The sequence below is a fragment of the Streptomyces cathayae genome (genome assembly GCF_029760955.1).
Classification (GTDB): Bacteria; Actinomycetota; Actinomycetes; order Streptomycetales; family Streptomycetaceae; genus Streptomyces; species Streptomyces cathayae.
Genome location: NZ_CP121682.1, coordinates 3,778,076 through 3,794,194, shown reverse-complemented (window position 1 = coordinate 3,794,194; position 16,119 = coordinate 3,778,076). Strand labels below are relative to the sequence as shown.

Here is a 16,119-nt window from a genome sequence, read left to right as displayed (position 1 = left end):
GCTTACACTGCCGAAATGCCACGGGTCCTGATCGTCGAAGACGACCAAGATGTCCGCAGGGCCGTCCAACTGGGTCTGCGGCACCAGGGGCATGAGGTCTTCGCCGTGGAAACGGGGGAGGAAGGGCTGGAACAGCTCCTCCCCTTCCGGCCGGACGTCGTCGTGCTCGATCTCATGCTGCCCGGCATCTCCGGCCTGGACGTGTGCCGCCGGATCAGGGACCGCGACCAGGTGCCGATCATCATGGTGACGGCCCGGGGAGACGACATCGACGTGGTCGTGGGACTGGAGACCGGTGCGGACGACTACGTGGTGAAGCCCGTGCAGGCCCGGGTGCTCGACGCACGGATACGGGCCGTACTGCGCAGACAGGACGCGTCGCTGCCGGACGGCACCCGTCCCCGGGCGGAGACGCACGGCGAGCTGGTCGTCGACCGTGCCGGGCTCGTGGTGACGCACCGCGGCGAACCCGTCACCCTCGCCCCCTCCGAACTGAGGCTGCTGCTGACCCTGTCGGCCTCGCCCGGCCAGGTGTTCAGCCGACAGCAACTGCTGGAAGCGGTCTGGGAACACAGCTACCACGGCGACATACGGCTCGTGGACGCCTGCGTGAAGCGACTGCGCAACAAGCTCGGCGAGGGCAGGAATCCCCGTTACGTGCAGACCGTACGCGGATTCGGTTACCGCTTCGGCACCTCATGAGCGACCGGATGTCCACGCGGACGTGGAGGACCGCGCGGATGCGGAAGGCCGCCGGGACGCGGAGAACCGTGCCCGAGGCCCCCACGGCCGACGAGACCCCCGCCGCCGGCCCGGGGGCCGGCCCCCGGCGGTTCCTCCGGGCGGCCCTGGCGCGCATCCCGCTCCCCCTGCGCGGCCTGCGCCCCCGCCTGCTGGCGTCCTTCGTCCTGGTGGCCGTGGCCAGCGCCCTGGGCACCGGGGCCCTCGCCTTCCGCGAGGCGCGCACGGGGGTGCTCCAGCAGAGCCAGGACTCCGTCATCAACCGGTTCCGTACGAGCGTCGACGCCGTCGCGCCCAGCATCCCCCTGGCCCCGGACCGGTCGGACCTCCAGTTCGCGGTGGACCAGGTGCTGTACGCGAACCGTTCGTCGGGCTGGCGGATCATGGCCACGTACGGTGGCCACCGCGCCTACGCGCCGAGCGCCGGTTTCGTCGAGCCGAGCCCCGAAATGCTCCGGTCCGTCCGGGACCGACGTGTCGCGGTGTTCCAGCGGATGAACGTCGACGGGCGTCCTCGTCTCGTCGTCGGCATGCCCGTCACGTACACCTCGGGCGAGGGCACGGAGCCCAGGCTCTCCGGGTTCGTGATGTATCTGGAGGTCCCGCAGACCACCGAGGAGGGGTACGTCGAGGCCATGGTCAGCGGCATCGAGCGGGCCACCCTGGTGGCCCTGTGCCTCGCCGTCGTCCTGGCGTTGCTCGCCGCGAGCGGCGTACTGCGACCCGTACGGGCGTTGCGCCGGGCAACGCGCCGGATGGCCGCGGGGCACCTCGACGTACGGCTGGACGTCACCGGTTCCGACGAACTGGCCGATCTCTCCCAGTCCTTCAACGAGACGGCGGCCGAACTGGAGCGAACCGTACGGGAGCTGCGTCGCCTGGAGGCCCAGGGACGCCGCTTCGTGGCGGACGTCTCCCACGAACTGCGCACGCCGCTGGCGGCGATGTCGGCGGTCACCGACGTGCTGGACCTGGAGGGGGAAGGGGAGACCGGTGAGGCGCTGCGGCTCATCAGCGAGGGAACGAACCGGCTGAGCGGATTGGTGAACGACCTGATGGAGATCTCCCGTTTCGACGCGGGGGCGGCCGAACTCAACCGGGACGAGATCGACCTGGCCGAGTCCGTACGGCGCACCGTCGCCTCCCGGTGGCGGCAGGAGCAGGTGGAGACCCGGCTGCCCGGACCGGGTGAGCTCCGCGCGCGCGTCGATCCGCGCAGACTCGACGTGGTGACGGCCAATCTGATCGGCAACGCGCTGCGGCACGGAGAGCCGCCCGTGCGGCTGACCATGGGGGTACGGGTTGACGGGGCGGGCATGGCGTGGGCCGTCATCGAGGTGACCGACAACGGACCGGGGATCGCCGAGGAGGCCATGCTGCACATCTTCGAGCGGTTCTACAAGGCGAGCACCTCACGGGCCAGGAGCGAGAGCAACGGGCTGGGTCTGGCCATCACGGCGGAGAACGTGCGCCTGCACGGGGGGCGCATCCGGGCGGCGAACCTGCCCCGGGGCGGCGCGGTGTTCACGGTCGAACTCCCGCTGCACCGCGACGACACCGACACCGAGGCCGACGGGGGCACCCGTTGAGGGGCTCGCGGACGGCAGCGCTGCTGTCCGGGCTCACGGCCGTGGCCGCGGTCGCGCTCACGGCGTGCGGAGTCCCCCCGTCCGGTGTCATCGAGACCGGTGCGCCGGCGAGCGGCATGTTCTCCCCCAGTCCGACACCACCCTCGACGCCCGCCACCATCTCCCTCTTCTTCCTGCGCGACGGGGAGTTGATGCCCTATCCCCACCGGATCGACGACGCCGGGGACCTCGAGGCCGTCGTACACCTGCTGTTCGAGGCGTCGGCTGCGAACGAGACCGCGACGGCCACCACGGAGCTGCCCCGCCTGACGGACGCGCCACGGGTGGCGATCGACAGCGGCATCCTCTTCGTCAGACTCCCCGGTGAGACGGCTCCGCTGAGCCGTCGGGCCATGCTCCAGCTGACGTGCACGGTGAACCACGCGGCTTCGCCGGTCCCCACCGCCGTCCCCCGCGCCGACGCGGAAGCCGACGGCGACACCGCGCGCCGTTCCGCCGCGCCCAGCAGCCTCCATGTGTTCGGGGACGGATGGGCGATGACGCAGTCGGACCACGCGTGCCCCGTCGTGCCCCAGCCACGGGCGCAACCGGAAGCACTGACCCCGCAGGAGCCCTCCGGCTGACCACCGGCCCCCGCCCAGGACCGGAGGCCTTCCGGCCACGGCCACCCGCCTGACCGCGCGGTGGCAGGCCGGCCACGCCGCCCTGTCGGCCCGCCGGAGCACCACGCCGGCCGGGCAGCAGTGGGACGCCACACCCCGACCCCACGCGGACACCGAGGAACACGAGCCGGTTCGCCACCACCCTCGAACCCGCTCGCACCCCGTTCCGGCGGAAGTGGCGCCGGGCTCGTGCGGTCGCCGGTCTCCCGGACGGCTTCCGCTTCTACAACCTCCGTCATACCGGACACACCCTGTCGACCCGTTCGGGCGCCACCCTCCGGGACACGATGGCGCGCCGGCCAGTCCTCCGAGAAGGCGGCGCTGATCTACCGGGACTCCGACGAGGAGCAGCAGCGGGAGGCCGCCGCCGGGCTCGACGACCTCGTGCGCGCCGGGCGTGCGAAGCGCCACACCGACGACCGTGCGCACCACAGGGGGGAGCCGTCGGCGGGCTGACGGTGCGGTTGTGGTGCGGCACCCGCTCACCGGTCTGGACAACAAAGAACCCCCGGGTCGCTGACCTGGGGGTTTCGCGTGGAGCGGGTGACGAGAATCGAACTCGCGCTCTCAGCTCGGGAAGCCTGGGTGCCCCAGGGGCGATTGCTCGCCTGACCTGGGGTGGGGCGGTCTCGACCTGTAGCCGGCTTCTGTCTTGGTCCCCGGTGTTCCCCGCGGTGCCCCGCCCGATCTGGCACGGGACTGGCACGGCCCCCTCGATGCGAACTACGGGCGGGGCGGTCGCTGAGGTCATCCGGCCTGGTCACTCGGCCGTCAGCGGTTTGAGACGACTGCCTGCGGTCGGCACGGTTGCTGTACTTCTCTGCGGTACCGCACTCCCCAGTACAGAGTCTCTGAGAAGATCGCGGGATGCTGCGACTCACCGATTTCATTATCGACTGCCCGGACACGATGAAGCTGGCGGCTTTCTACTCCGAGGTGACGGGCCGCCCGATCAAGGAAGGCAGCTCCGAGGACTGGGCTGGCATCCAGTTCGGCGAGATCGAGCTGGCATTCATCCGGGTGGACGACTACCGCGCTCCGCAGTGGCCCGACAGCGAGCACCCCAAGCAGTTCCACCTCGACTTCGAAGTGGACGAGATCGAGCCCGAGCAGCGCCGCGTCCTCGACCTCGGCGCGACGCTAAGGCAGGACTTCATCGGCCCCAACGGCTACGGCTGGCAGGTCTACACCGACCCGATCGGCCACCCCTTCTGCCTGTGCCGCAACAAAGGCGTCATCTGGACCGACCAGGGCCCGATCTGGCCCAAGCGCGACTAATTAGCCGCCCACTTCCTCACCCACCACTCTCCCCGGCTCCCATCCCGTCCGCCGTCGACCCACACGCATGTGGAGCGGGCGTGGTTCCTGGCGTCCAGGTGGAGCGCGCCACTGTACGAACGACCTGGACGCCAGGGGCCGCGTCTGCTCGGCTTCGCCTGGGGCGACGGTGGACGGGATGGGAGATCCCCGCGCACACCCCTACGGACCCGCACCCGCGTACGGCGCCCCCTCCATCCCGGTGTCGGCCGATCCCCCGCCGGAGGCACATCTTGTGCCCGCGGATGACGTCCCGCCCTTGCCCGCTTGCACGTAGCGCGCCGCCGGGCGGGGCCGCCGCTGGCCAAGACAGGGCGGTGGCCCCGCCGACAAGGCGGCGCGCGCCCGCGCCGTGCGCGGGCCTTGAACTCGTGAAGAAGGTTGTAACTCAGTCGTTGGATGGGAGGTTGTGGCACAGGGATCGGGCGCTATCCGCTCAGGTCGTCAGGTGCCCTGTCGAGCCGTGAGCGCCGGGATTGCAGCGATCTTCTCTGCCGTGAGGGCCGACCAGTCGATCCCTGAGGGGCGGTGGGGGTTCGGGCAGGTGATGGTTTCGTCGGGGGTCACGATCAGGTCGACGCCGACGTCGTGCTCGGTGGTGGGGATCGGGGTGTCGGTCACCTGGAGGGTGTGGACGGTGGTGACGACGAGGGTCTCCGGCGTCACCAGGCCGGCCTCGGTGAGCAGGGCGAACTCGATGTCGGAGTAGCCGGCGCCTTTGCCGATGCGGGCGCCGTCGCGGTGGACGGCGACGCTGCCGAGGACGATCAGGTCCAGTGGTCGGAGGGCGTCGACCTCGACGGTGGGGGCGATCGTGGCGGCGGTGCGGCTTGCTGCGGCCTCGGCGGGTGGGACGGTGAGGGTGGCCGGGTCCAGGAGGTAGAAGGGCTTGGGGGTGGCTAACCTCGGTACCGCCATGTAGAGGGTTTTGCCCTCCTTCAGGGCCCGTGCCCGGACCGGAAGCTGGGCCTTGTCCGGTACTGCCTTGACGACCCCCGCACGCTGCCAGGCCGGAAGCCCCGCGAGTCGGGCAGCGGCTTCCTCGGCACCCTTGAAGTGGGGGATGCGGCCGTGGACGGAAGGGTCGTGGACGGCGTCCGCGGCGGTCAGGGCGTCCCAGACCTGCGTGCGTACCGCCTGCTTGGCGTGGTCCAGGGAGTTGGCTGCCACCGGTGTCTCCTTCTCTCTCCTACGCTGCCGTCATCAGGCCGAGCAGTCTGTCGTGGACCTCTGCGACGAGGGGTTCCTGGCGCCAGGGGCGCAGTTCGCGAGCGGCTCCGAAGACGATGTTCATGCCTCCGCCTCCGCGTGTGGTCTCCAGCTCGGTGATGGCTTCGGTGAGGCTGGCCACCCCCGCCTCGACATCGTGTTGACGGATACGGGCGAGCGTAAGGTTCCCCAGCACGATCGCGCGTGACTTTCGCCTGTCCCGTAGCTTCTCCGCAGTGCTGGTCAGCAGGGTTTCGGCCCGTCGGTGGTCTCCGAGGGAGAGGTAGCAGGAGCCTGCGAGGCGGCCGAACTGGGTGGGTGATACCAGGTCGGCGGCGGCGTCGCTGCCGTCCGCATGGGCGAGTTGACGTTCTGCGCTGGAGAGAGCGCGTTCGCAGTCCGAGGCCGACCGCAGTATGGCGTGTGCCTCGGCGACGTGCAGGAGTGCCAGTCCGGTCAGGGCGGGACTCGTGCGCTCGGCGGTTTCGGCTGCTTGCTCCGCGAGCGCGAGCCCGGCCTGTGCGTCGTGTGCGCCGTACAGCGCGACGTAGCAGGTGCGCAGTAAGGCGTGGGCTTCGAGCGTGGTGTCCCGTAGGTGGCGGGCGAGGTCGGCGCTCTGCTCGTAGTACGTCTTCGCGGTGGTGTGGTCGCGGCGCTGGGAGGCGTCCCAGACCAACTGCCCCATGAGAGTGCACGCATCGGCGTGCAGAGCGTGGAGTTCCCTCTGGACGCGTCCGCGGGCGGAGCCGGCGGCAAGCTGGTCGATGCGGTTGAGCTGTGCTGCTGCTTCTGCGATGAGGCCGGCCGAAGGCACACGGTCGTAGCGAGCGGCGCAGTCGTAGAAGCGCGTGCGAAGTGCGGCGACGGCCGGCAGGTCGATGCGGCCCGGGTGAAGCATCACGTATTCGAGAGCTTCTTGTTCCTGCGTGCGGCCTGGCAACCGTGCGGTCAGCAGGTCGTTCAGGCCCTCGGCGTCGACGCGCAGAAGGCGGGCCAGTCGTGGGCGCATCCAGGGTTGTGGGGCGGTGCGGCCTGATTCCCAGCGGGTGATGGTGGAGCGGTCCACCTGCATGTGCTCGGCGAGAGCCTCCTGGGTGAGGCCCACGGTCCGGCGGCGTGCTGCGAGGCCGTTGCGGTGGTGCGCCATGACGCTGTCTCCCCGTTTCGCCTGCCCTGCCAGGGACGTACGACTGCGCGGCTTCCCAGGTGAGGCGTGAGAGTGACGCACGGATGCCGCATTGGTGCGTCCATTGTGCTCTGGGCGTTGTCGGCCGGGGGCGGTTGTGTGGAACTCCGACGCACACAGCCAGGAAGGTTCGCCCTCCATGACGTTCCGAACACTCGCCCCGAAGTCCTCGTCCCTCCATGTCCCGTCCGACACCGGCGCTGTGTCTTCCGCTCGTTGCAGGGTTGTCGCGATCGTCCGTGACTGGGACTTGCTACTTGCGGAGGAGGCAGTCGAGACGCTGGAGCTGCTGGCCGGTGAGGTGATCGCGAACGCCGTGGTGCACACGGGGGAGGGCTGCCGGGTCACGGTGAGCTGGAACGGGACTTGTGTGCGCCTGGAAGCCGAGGATGCGGAAAGCGGCCTTCTCCCGCAGCGGGCGCCGGCCGACCTGGACGAGGAGAGTGGGCGCGGACTGCAGTTGGTCGACGGTCTTGCCCAGGCGTGGGGCTCCCGGCCGACCACGGACGGAAAAGTGGTCTGGTTCGAGATCGGCGGCTGCTCAACCTCGCCTTCCCGTCCGTCTCCCGCCGCATGTGTAAACGATCCCTCGTTCGAGGGCGCACCGCGGCCGGTGGCGGTTGCCGAACCGGGATGCGGCGTGCTCAGCGGCTCCCGCGCGCATGTCACCGCCACCTGACCACCTGACCAGCTGATTTGGGACGCGCGTGTCCTCCATCAGCTACAGACGCCTCCGACTGGGACTCCACCGTCTGGTGGGGCAGCCGGAGACGCCACATCCAGGGAGCGGGCAACCGGCTCGCTTCCGCCAACACCGAAGGAGACACAACCATGCCCGAGCAGAACGTGACCACGAACGGTGCTCAGGAGGACCACGGCCTGCTGGTCGCCCGTCGCCGGATTGCCGCCGCCCGTTCGCGGGCCGAACAGCCCTCGGACGGCGGTTCCACCGGCCGCTCCGACGGCAACGACTGAGAAGGGCCGCAACCGATGACCACCGACGTATCCGCGGTGGTCGCGCGCCTGGGCGAGGACTTCCTCGCCCAGGTGTACGGCCGCACCTACCGCCACTTCCCCGGTGAGCCGGGCCGCTTCGCCGGCCTGCTCGGCTGGGACGACCTGAACGCCCTGCTCACCCACCACCGGCTCGAACCGCCCCGCCTGCGCCTCTCGGCGGGCGGCGAGGCGTTGCCTCAACACGCCTACTCGGTGCCGGTCACCACTCGTCGCAGCACCGTGTGGCACCGGCTCAAGCCCGCCGAACTGCACCGCCACCTTGCCGAGGGCGCCACTCTCGTCCTGGACGCGATCGACGAGTTGCACCCGGCCGTCGGCCACCTCGCCCAGGAACTGGAACGACATCTGCGTACCGGCATCCAGGTCAATGCTTACGCCTCCTGGACCCCCGAGGAAGGCTTCGGAGTCCACTGGGACGACCACGATGTGCTCGTCCTCCAGCTCGACGGCGCCAAACGATGGCGCATCCACGGCCCCACGAGGCGAGCTCCGCTCCACCGTGACACGGACGTCCCCGAACCGCCGCCGAACGAGCCGCTCGTCGAACTGGTCTTGCAAGCAGGAGACATGCTGTACCTGCCGCGCGGTTGGTGGCACGCGGTCGCCGCTTCCGAAGGCGTCCACTCCCTCCACCTCACCTGCGGCATGCAGACGACTACCGGCGCCGACCTTCTCCAGTGGCTCTCCGAGAACCTGTGCCGTGAAACGACCGTGCGCAGCGACCTGCCACGCTTCGGGACCGAGGAAGAGAAGGCGTACTTCGTACGGTCCCTCGGCGACCTCGTCATGAAGGAGTTCGAGGACGGGACGCTGCTCGACCGCTTCCTCGGCATGCGGGACGCCACCGACCGGGCCCGCCTGGTGCCCTCACTGCCGTACGTCGAGGGCGTACCGCCCGACCCCGCTCTCGTCGTACACCTGGTAACCGCTCGCGCCCGGCTGCACAGCGACGGGGAGGGCCACCCGGTGCTGACGGCAGGGGGAGAGGAATGGGCCTTCTCCCCGCAGGCCGCACCTGTGCTGTCCCTCCTTCTGGACGGAGGCCACCACCGCCTGGACACACTCGCCCGAGCGGCCGGACTTCGCGTCGGGCAGGTGGCGCACCTCGTGAGCGAGCTGGTGGACGGCGAGGTCGCGGCCGTGGGACGGGCCGGATGAGCGCCCGTCTGGCGGCCGGGACGTATCGGTGTCGTGACGTGTCGCAGTCGGTGGGTGCGGCCGTGGACGCCGGGGTGACATGGATCGACACGGCGCCGAACTACGCGTCCGGTACGGCCGAGGCATCTCTGCGGCTGGTCCTCAAGGCGTGTCCACAGGTACGTGTCTCGACCAAGGTCGGCTTCGTGCCCGACGCCGACCGGCGGGCCGCTCGGAACGCCGGGGTGCCGTTGTACGACCGCGATCAAGGCCACTGCCTGGCACGTCCCTGCATCGCCTGGCAGCTCGCCCGCAGTCGTGCCTGCCTCGGTCGCGTCCCGGACCTGGTCTTCGTCCACAATCCGGAGCACGGCCGGACGGACCGGGCCGATCTGTCGCGGACGCTGGCCGAGGCATTCGAGGAACTGGAGAGCATGGCGGACGCCGGCAGGGTCGGCGGCTACGGCGTCGCCACCTGGGCGGGCCTGTCGAGCGGCATGTTCACCATCCCGGAACTCACGGCACTTGCGGAAACCGTGGGCGGGCCACAGCATCACTTCCGAGCCGTGCAGTTCCCGGTTTCACTCATTCGACTCGCCGTGGTGGCGGACGCGCTCGCCGGGTGCGGAGCACTGGTGGAGGCACGGGAAGCGGGGCTCGACGTCTTCGCGTCGGCCCCGCTCGGAGGCGGTGAACTCCTCGGAGCGATGACGGAGGAACTGGTGCGCTTCATCGCCCCTGCCGCATCCGCAGCGCAGGCCGCGCTCCTGGTCGCCCTGTCGGCCCCCGGGGTGTCGCGTGTCCTGCTGTCGTCGAGCACACCGGCACACTGGGCCGATGCCCTGGGGGCTGCGGTCTGCGAGCCCTTGTCGCCCGATCGCCTGAGAAAGGTCATCGATGTCCTCGGAACCTGACGACCTCGAGGTCGCCGCGCGCATGCGGAGGGCCCATACCGTGGCGTGCGGCCTCCTTGGGGCGGTTCCTGGCACACGGCCGTCCGACGAAGGGCCGCAGGAGGCGTGGGGGTGGAGGGGACGCACGCTGGGCCGACCCGTCACCGGGGCTCACGGGCCAGGGTGGCTGCGTGTCGTCCACAGCCCGGTGGACAAGGCGAGCGGCAAGTTGTGGACAGGGCCGGAGGACGCCGAACGGCTGGTGCCCCGACAGGTGCCACGCCCTCGTCTGCGTCTCGTACGACAGTGGAAGGAGGGAGGAAACGCGTACAAGGCAGAGCTGTACGACCACGTCGCTGGCGAAACCGTGTCGCCCACCCCCGCACTCGTCACCGCAGTGCCCTCCCTGACGACCGCCTGGTGGAACGATCTGCGCACGGCCCTGGCCTGTCTCCCGATGGTCCGCACCGACCGTACGGCCGTACGCCAGGCATACCTGGACCGCGCCATGCCGAAGTACCTCGCCTTCCTCGGCGGGCCCGTCCCCACGACGCCTCCCGCATGGTCCACCGCACACGGTGACCTGCACTGGGCCAACCTCGCCGGTCCCGAACTCGGCATCCTGGACTGGGAAGGCTGGGGCACCGCCCCGGCCGGCTACGACGCAGCCCTCCTGCACGCCTACAGCCTCACGATGCCGGAGACCGCCGAGCGCGTCCGCCGGGAACTTTCCACCGTTCTCGACAGTGAGGGCGGACGCTTCGCGGAGCTGGTGGTCATCACCGAACTCCTGCAGAGTGCCGAACGCGGAGACAACGTGGAACTGGTCCCCACTCTGCGGCAACGGGTGGAAGAGATCTGGCACCGGATGACGGCCGACGGGACGACCGGTCGCTGAGCCGCTCACCGTCGAGTCGGCGGAGACGCCGGACGACCCCGGTCAGGCGGCGCTGATCCACTGGTACGAGGCCCGGCCGTGAGGGTCACCGCCGGGCTCGACGACCTCGTACGGGCCGAACGTGCGAAGCACCACAACGACGACCGTACGCACCATAAGGAGGAGCCGTCGGCGGGCTAATGGTTCGGTTGTGGTGCGGCAGTTGCCCACCGGTCTGGACAACAAAGAACCCCCGGGTCGCTGACCTGGGGGTTTTGCGTGGAGCGGGTGACGAGAATCGAACTCGCGCTCTCAGCTTGGGAAGCTGATGTTCTACCATTAAACTACACCCGCGCGTGATCCAGACCACCGGAATCGACCGGTGACCGGATGCTCGGTCACTCTACCCCATGGCAGGTCCCCGGTGTTTCAGGTCCCGGGGGCCTGGTGGCGTTCGAGGTGCGGAAGTGGGTACGGGGGGCCGGAGTTGGGGCGTACGGTGGGGGTGTGGTGAGGGCCGGGCGGGGTCGGAGTGCCGCCTGGAGGGTCGTCTCTTTGATCCCGTAATGTGCCTTTCGGCGCCAGGGCAGGAAGCCAGGCGCGGCTCTTGGGGAAGGGACTCTTGGACTTGATGGAGCGCACCGTCGTCCGCTGTGCCGATGGGCACGTGTTTGCCGCCGCCTCGTTCCCGATGCAGCAGGCCGAGCGACTCGGCCCCGGCCGGCTCTTGCGGTGTCCGCGCTGTGCGCGGCTTCGCAGCGTCGTGCCGGTCGCGTACCAGAAGCGGTAAGCGAGGGCACGGGGGACCGGCAGGGTCAACAGGACGTGGGCGCGTGGGACGGCGATGGTGGCCGGTCCGCGCGCCTTGCGTATCCTCGGGGCGTGCTTCTCTCAGACAGGGACATCCGGGCCGAGATCGATTCCGGGCGGGTACGGATCGATCCCTACGACGAATCCATGGTGCAGCCGTCCAGTGTCGACGTGCGCCTCGACCGCTTCTTCCGGGTGTTCGAGAACCACCGGTACCCGCATATCGACCCGTCCGTCGAGCAGGCGGAGCTGACCCGGCTCGTGGAGCCGGAGGGGGACGAACCGTTCATCCTGCATCCGGGCGAGTTCGTGCTGGCCAGTACGTACGAGATCATCTCGCTGCCCGACGATCTCGCGTCGCGGCTGGAGGGGAAGAGTTCGCTGGGGCGGCTCGGGCTGGTCACGCACTCGACCGCCGGGTTCATCGACCCTGGGTTCTCCGGGCACGTGACCCTGGAGCTGTCGAACCTCGCGACGCTGCCGATCAAGCTGTGGCCCGGGATGAAGATCGGCCAGCTGTGCCTGTTCCGGCTCAGCTCGCCGGCCGAGGCCCCGTACGGCAGTGAGCGGTACGGCTCCCGGTACCAGGGGCAGCGCGGGCCCACGGCCTCGCGGGCCTTCCTCAACTTCCACCGCACCCAGGTGTAGGCACGGGCGGGCAGGAGAGCCCTCCGCGGCGGGAGGACCCCTCGGTCACGAGCAGTTCGGGGCGGCCGTGCGTGAGCTCGCCCAGGCCGTCGTGGACGACGGGTACCGGCCGGACGTCGTGCTCGGCATCGCGCGCGGTGGTGTCTTCGTCGCGGGCGGGCTGGCTTGCCCGGGCAAGCCATGTGCTCGGGCCGGGACGAAGAAGGGGCTCCCGGATCGGGAGCCCCTTCGTGCCGTGTCGCGGGTGCCGTTCGCTGTTACAGCGTGCCCAGCTTCACCAGGGAGAGCAGGGCCAGGAGCTGGATCGCGGACGCGCCCAGGGCCTTCGGCCAGGGAAGGTCGTGGGAGCGGCTGACCATCATGGTGAGGAGCGCGCCGCCCGCGACCCAGGTGATCCAGCCGACGATCTGGACGAAGGTGGCGTCGCCGCTCGCGAACATCGCGAGGAACAGGCGGGGGGCGTCCGTGAGGGCCACGATCAGCATGGACAGCCCGACGGTGGGCTGCCAGGCGCCGTTGCCGCCGAGCTGGCGGGCCAGGGAGTGGGTGACCACGCCCAGGATGAGGAAGCTGATCATCATGGCCACACCGGTCATCAGCACGACGGGTATGGCGGTGGTGATGGTGGCGTCGATCGCCTCTTCGCGGGCGCCGTCGAAGCCGAAGATCGCCAGCAGGCCGTAGAGGAAGGTCACGGTGAGGGCGGGGCCCCACATCGTGTAGTCGCGCATCCTCAGGAAGGTCTGGTCGGGGGCGGTGACGATGCCCTTGAGCAGGGCCTTCCAGGGCAGGGGCGGGCCGACCGGGCCGGGCACGGGCTCGGGGGCACCGCCGTGGTGCGTCCCGCCGCCCTGCAGGTAGGGGTCCCCGCTGACCGAGAAGGCCTGGGTGTGGCCCGGGTTGTTGGCCGCGTACGGGTCGTGCGGGGCGTGGGGGGAGTGCGGGGCGTGCGGGCCGGGAGGGTACGCGCCGCCGTCGCCGAAGTACTCGGGCTCGCCGTGGCCGCCGCCGGGGCGGTGATGGCCGCCGTAGCCGCCCGGACCGCCCGGACCGCGGTTCACCTGTGGCCAGCCGCCGCCGTTGCCGCCGCCGCTGTGGCCGCCTCTGCCGTAGGGCGGCTGCTGGGGCGGGTACGGCTGAGGCGCCTGCGGGGAGCCGTACGACGGCCCCGGCGGCGTCTGCTGTCCGTACGGGGGTTGTTGCGGTTGCGCGTGAGGAGCGCCGTTGTTGTCCCGGCCGCGTCCGATCCTGAATCCAGCCACGTCGTCGAACGTACCTGCTCCGGGGGTGTGGTGGGCCGGGCCCGGGGTTTCGGGGCCCCCTTTGCGGCCGAGATGTGACATCCCCTAAGGGGCGGTCAGCTCCGTTCTCCGTCCTGCGGAGGGGTGCGGTCCTCCGCAGGACGGAGCGTACGTGAACATGACGAAGGGGCCGCCCAGCCGGGCGGCCCCTTCGTGTCTGCTGCGCACCTGCTTCGTGCTCAGGCGCGTACCTGCTTCGCGCCTACTTCACCGGTTCCGGCTCCGGGGCGTTCTCCGTCTCCGACTCGTCCGTCGGGTCGAGGGGCGTCTTGACCGACTCCAGCAGCAGCTGGGCGACGTCGACGACCTGGACGGACTCCTTGGCCTTGCCGTCGTTCTTCTTGCCGTTGACCGAGTCGGTCAGCATGACCAGGCAGAACGGGCAGGCAGTGGAGATGATGTCGGGGTTCAGGGCGAGGGCCTCGTCGACGCGCTCGTCGTTGACGCGCTTGCCGATCCGCTCCTCCATCCACATCCGCGCGCCGCCGGCGCCGCAGCAGAAGCCGCGCTCCTTGTGGCGGTGCATCTCCTCGTTCCTGAGGCCCGGGACGTTGGCGATGATCTCGCGCGGCGGCGTGTAGATCTTGTTGTGCCGGCCCAGGTAGCACGGGTCGTGGTAGGTGACGAGGCCCTCGACCGGGGTCACCGGGATCAGCTTGCCCTCGTCGATCAGGTGCTGGAGCAGCTGGGTGTGGTGGATGACCTCGTAGTCGCCGCCGAGCTGCGGGTACTCGTTGCCGAGGGTGTTGAGGCAGTGCGGGCAGGTGGCGACGATCTTCTTCGCCGACCTGGGCTTCCTCGACTCCTCGGTGACGTTGCCCTCGTCGTCCGTCTCCTCGCCGAAGGCCGTGTTCAGCGCGGAGACGTTCTCCATGCCGAGCTCCTGGAACAGGGGCTCGTTGCCCAGGCGGCGGGCGGAGTCGCCGGTGCACTTCTCGTCGCCGCCCATGATCGCGAACGTGACGCCCGCGATGTGCAGGAGTTCGGCGAACGCCTTGGTGGTCTTCTTGGCGCGGTCCTCGAGGGCGCCGGCGCAGCCGACCCAGTACAGGTACTCGACCTCCGTGAGGTCCTCGATGTCCTTGCCGACGACCGGGACCTCGAAGTCGAGCTCCTTGAGCCACTGAAGGCGCTGCTTCTTGGCCAGGCCCCAGGGGTTGCCCTTCTTCTCCAGGTTCTTGAGCATCGTGCCCGCCTCGGAGGGGAAGCTGGACTCGATCATGACCTGGTAGCGGCGCATGTCGACGATGTGGTCGATGTGCTCGATGTCGACGGGGCACTGCTCGACGCAGGCGCCGCAGGTGGTGCAGGACCACAGGACGTCGGGGTCGATGACGCCGTTCTCCTCGAGGGTGCCGATCAGCGGGCGCTCGGCCTCCGCGAGGGCCGCCGCGGGCACGTCCTTGAGCTGCTCGGCGGACGCCTTCTCCTCGCCCTCCATCGTCTTGCCGCCGCCGGCCAGCAGGTAGGGGGCCTTGGCGTGCGCGTGGTCGCGCAGCGACATCATCAGCAGCTTGGGGGAGAGCGGCTTGCCGGTGTTCCAGGCGGGGCACTGTGACTGGCAGCGGCCGCACTCGGTGCAGGTGGAGAAGTCCAGCAGGCCCTTCCAGGAGAACTGCTCGACCTGGGAGACGCCGAAGACGTCGTCGTCACCGGGGTCGGTGAAGTCGATCGGCTTGCCGCCCGAGGTCATCGGCTGCAGGGCGCCCAGCGCGGTGCCGCCGGTGGCCTCGCGCTTGAACCAGATGTTGGGGAAGGCCAGGAAGCGGTGCCAGGCCACACCCATGTTCGTGTTGAGCGAGACCACGATCATCCAGACGAACGAGGTCCCGATCTTGATCATGGCGGTCAGGTAGACCAGGTTCTGCAGGGTGCCGACGTCGAGGTTCTTGAAGGCGAGCACCAGCGGGTACGAGGCGAAGTACGCCGCCTCGTAGCCGTCCACGTGGTGCAGGGCGCCCTCCAGGCCGCGCAGCACGTAGATGGCGAGGCCGATGGTGAGGATGACGTACTCGACGAAGTAGGCCTGGCCCATCTTCGAGCCGGTGAACCGGGACTTGCGGCCGGGGCGGCCGGGCAGGCTGAGCAGCCGGATCGCCATGAGCACGAGGATGCCCAGGACCGTCATCACGCCGATGAACTCGATGTACATCTCGAACGGCAGGAAGCCGCCGAGCACCGGCAGCGTCCAGTCGGCCCGGAAGAGCTGGCCGAACGCCTGGGCGAGGGTCGGCGGCAGCGTCAGGAATCCGACGGCCACGAACCAGTGGGCGATGCCGACGACGCCCCACCGGTTCATGCGCGTGTGGCCGAGGAACTCCCGCACCAGGGTCACGCTGCGCTGGTAGGGGTTGTCGGTCCGGGTGCCGGCCGGGACCGGCTGGCCCAGCTTGAAGTACCGGACGAACTGGCCGGTCGCGCGTGCGAGCAGGGCAGCGCCGACCACGGCCAGGGCCAGCGACACGATGATCGCGGCGAGTTGCATGGGGGCTCCTCGGGCCTGCAAGGGTTTGGTCGGGGGGCTCCTGCCAGGGGATTCCCGACATTACTAAGCGGTAACTTATGCAGTCCGTCTGAGACTACCCCTATCTCCGGCCGCACTGTAGTCGGGCGCGGGGTGATCTGAGTCGCTGAGGGTTGCCTTGGGGGGTGCCCTGGAGGTGACCGCATCACGCCCCGTAAATCGGGGCATACGTCACTAACTTATATCCGTGCCGCACACTTGTGTCCGT

14 protein-coding genes, 1 tRNA gene and 2 pseudogenes are annotated in these 16,119 nt (G+C 69.8%); 12 read left to right on the top strand and 5 right to left on the bottom strand.

Features of this window, described 5'->3' with window-relative positions; all coding sequences use genetic code 11:
* Nucleotides 1-15: 15 nt before the first annotated feature.
* The 5 genes and pseudogenes from PYS65_RS17180 to PYS65_RS17160 all read left to right on the top strand — a co-directional run bounded on the left by PYS65_RS17180 (nucleotide 16) and on the right by PYS65_RS17160 (nucleotide 4,270).
* Complete coding sequence (locus PYS65_RS17180; RefSeq protein WP_279334831.1) at nucleotides 16-702, top strand: response regulator; 687 nt, start codon at nucleotides 16-18, stop codon at nucleotides 700-702.
* Nucleotides 699-2,330 (top strand): ATP-binding protein, encoded by a 1,632-nt coding sequence (locus PYS65_RS17175; RefSeq protein WP_279334830.1) that lies wholly within the window; start codon nucleotides 699-701, stop codon nucleotides 2,328-2,330. Before PYS65_RS17180 ends, PYS65_RS17175 begins: the two co-directional genes overlap by 4 nt.
* On the top strand, nucleotides 2,327-2,953 hold the full coding sequence (locus tag PYS65_RS17170) for a hypothetical protein (protein ID WP_279334829.1): 627 nt from the start codon (nucleotides 2,327-2,329) through the stop codon (nucleotides 2,951-2,953). The genes PYS65_RS17175 and PYS65_RS17170 overlap by 4 nt, the downstream gene beginning before the upstream one ends.
* Before the next feature lie 194 nt (nucleotides 2,954-3,147).
* A pseudogene (locus PYS65_RS17165) lies at nucleotides 3,148-3,448 on the top strand (tyrosine-type recombinase/integrase); the annotation flags it as partial.
* Nucleotides 3,449-3,859: 411 nt separating this feature from the next.
* Nucleotides 3,860-4,270 carry a VOC family protein gene (locus tag PYS65_RS17160; protein WP_279334828.1) on the top strand — a complete coding sequence of 137 codons (411 nt, stop codon included), beginning with the start codon at nucleotides 3,860-3,862 and terminating at the stop codon, nucleotides 4,268-4,270.
* 483 nt (nucleotides 4,271-4,753) lie between these two features.
* On the opposite strand, the gene PYS65_RS17155 is transcribed toward PYS65_RS17160, so the two are convergent.
* Both PYS65_RS17155 and PYS65_RS17150 read right to left on the bottom strand, forming a co-directional pair.
* The gene (locus PYS65_RS17155; RefSeq protein WP_279334827.1) at nucleotides 4,754-5,479 is read right to left on the bottom strand and encodes a 5-formyltetrahydrofolate cyclo-ligase; all 726 of its coding nucleotides are present in this window, start codon (nucleotides 5,477-5,479) and stop codon (nucleotides 4,754-4,756) included.
* A gap of 19 nt (nucleotides 5,480-5,498) precedes the next feature.
* Nucleotides 5,499-6,665 carry a helix-turn-helix transcriptional regulator gene (locus tag PYS65_RS17150; RefSeq protein WP_279334826.1) on the bottom strand — a complete coding sequence of 389 codons (1,167 nt, stop codon included), beginning with the start codon at nucleotides 6,663-6,665 and terminating at the stop codon, nucleotides 5,499-5,501.
* A gap of 178 nt (nucleotides 6,666-6,843) precedes the next feature.
* On the opposite strand from PYS65_RS17150, the gene PYS65_RS17145 reads away from it, so the two are divergent.
* The 5 genes from PYS65_RS17145 (at nucleotide 6,844) to PYS65_RS17125 (ending at nucleotide 10,649) form a co-directional block, all read left to right on the top strand.
* On the top strand, nucleotides 6,844-7,383 hold the full coding sequence (locus PYS65_RS17145) for an ATP-binding protein (RefSeq protein ID WP_279334825.1): 540 nt from the start codon (nucleotides 6,844-6,846) through the stop codon (nucleotides 7,381-7,383).
* A 152-nt stretch (nucleotides 7,384-7,535) separates the two neighbouring features.
* Nucleotides 7,536-7,679: a hypothetical protein gene (locus tag PYS65_RS17140; protein ID WP_279334824.1), complete on the top strand. Its 144-nt coding sequence runs from the start codon at nucleotides 7,536-7,538 to the stop codon at nucleotides 7,677-7,679.
* A 15-nt stretch (nucleotides 7,680-7,694) separates the two neighbouring features.
* Nucleotides 7,695-8,879, top strand: coding sequence for a cupin domain-containing protein (locus PYS65_RS17135; protein ID WP_279334823.1), 1,185 nt, complete (start codon nucleotides 7,695-7,697; stop codon nucleotides 8,877-8,879).
* Complete coding sequence (locus PYS65_RS17130; RefSeq protein WP_279334822.1) at nucleotides 8,876-9,772, top strand: aldo/keto reductase; 897 nt, start codon at nucleotides 8,876-8,878, stop codon at nucleotides 9,770-9,772. The genes PYS65_RS17135 and PYS65_RS17130 overlap by 4 nt, the downstream gene beginning before the upstream one ends.
* A 187-nt stretch (nucleotides 9,773-9,959) precedes the next feature.
* Nucleotides 9,960-10,649, top strand: a complete 690-nt coding sequence (locus tag PYS65_RS17125; RefSeq protein ID WP_279334821.1) for a phosphotransferase — start codon at nucleotides 9,960-9,962, stop codon at nucleotides 10,647-10,649.
* A 259-nt stretch (nucleotides 10,650-10,908) separates the two neighbouring features.
* Here PYS65_RS17125 and PYS65_RS17120 read toward each other — a convergent pair.
* Nucleotides 10,909-10,982: transfer RNA gene (locus tag PYS65_RS17120), tRNA-Gly, on the bottom strand.
* 528 nt (nucleotides 10,983-11,510) lie between these two features.
* On the opposite strand from PYS65_RS17120, the gene dcd reads away from it, so the two are divergent.
* On the top strand, nucleotides 11,511-12,086 hold the full coding sequence (gene dcd / locus PYS65_RS17115; RefSeq protein ID WP_279334820.1) for a dCTP deaminase: 576 nt from the start codon (nucleotides 11,511-11,513) through the stop codon (nucleotides 12,084-12,086).
* Nucleotides 12,001-12,252: pseudogene (locus PYS65_RS17110) on the top strand (phosphoribosyltransferase family protein); the annotation flags it as partial. The gene dcd and the pseudogene PYS65_RS17110, both read left to right, overlap by 86 nt.
* A gap of 91 nt (nucleotides 12,253-12,343) precedes the next feature.
* Here the strand turns inward: PYS65_RS17110 and PYS65_RS17105 are convergent.
* Together PYS65_RS17105 and PYS65_RS17100 are read right to left on the bottom strand one after the other, a co-directional pair.
* The gene (locus PYS65_RS17105; protein ID WP_279334819.1) at nucleotides 12,344-13,429 is read right to left on the bottom strand and encodes a Yip1 family protein; all 1,086 of its coding nucleotides are present in this window, start codon (nucleotides 13,427-13,429) and stop codon (nucleotides 12,344-12,346) included.
* A 160-nt stretch (nucleotides 13,430-13,589) separates the two neighbouring features.
* The gene (locus PYS65_RS17100; protein WP_279334818.1) at nucleotides 13,590-15,872 is read right to left on the bottom strand and encodes a heterodisulfide reductase-related iron-sulfur binding cluster; all 2,283 of its coding nucleotides are present in this window, start codon (nucleotides 15,870-15,872) and stop codon (nucleotides 13,590-13,592) included.
* Nucleotides 15,873-16,119: the final 247 nt, after the last annotated feature.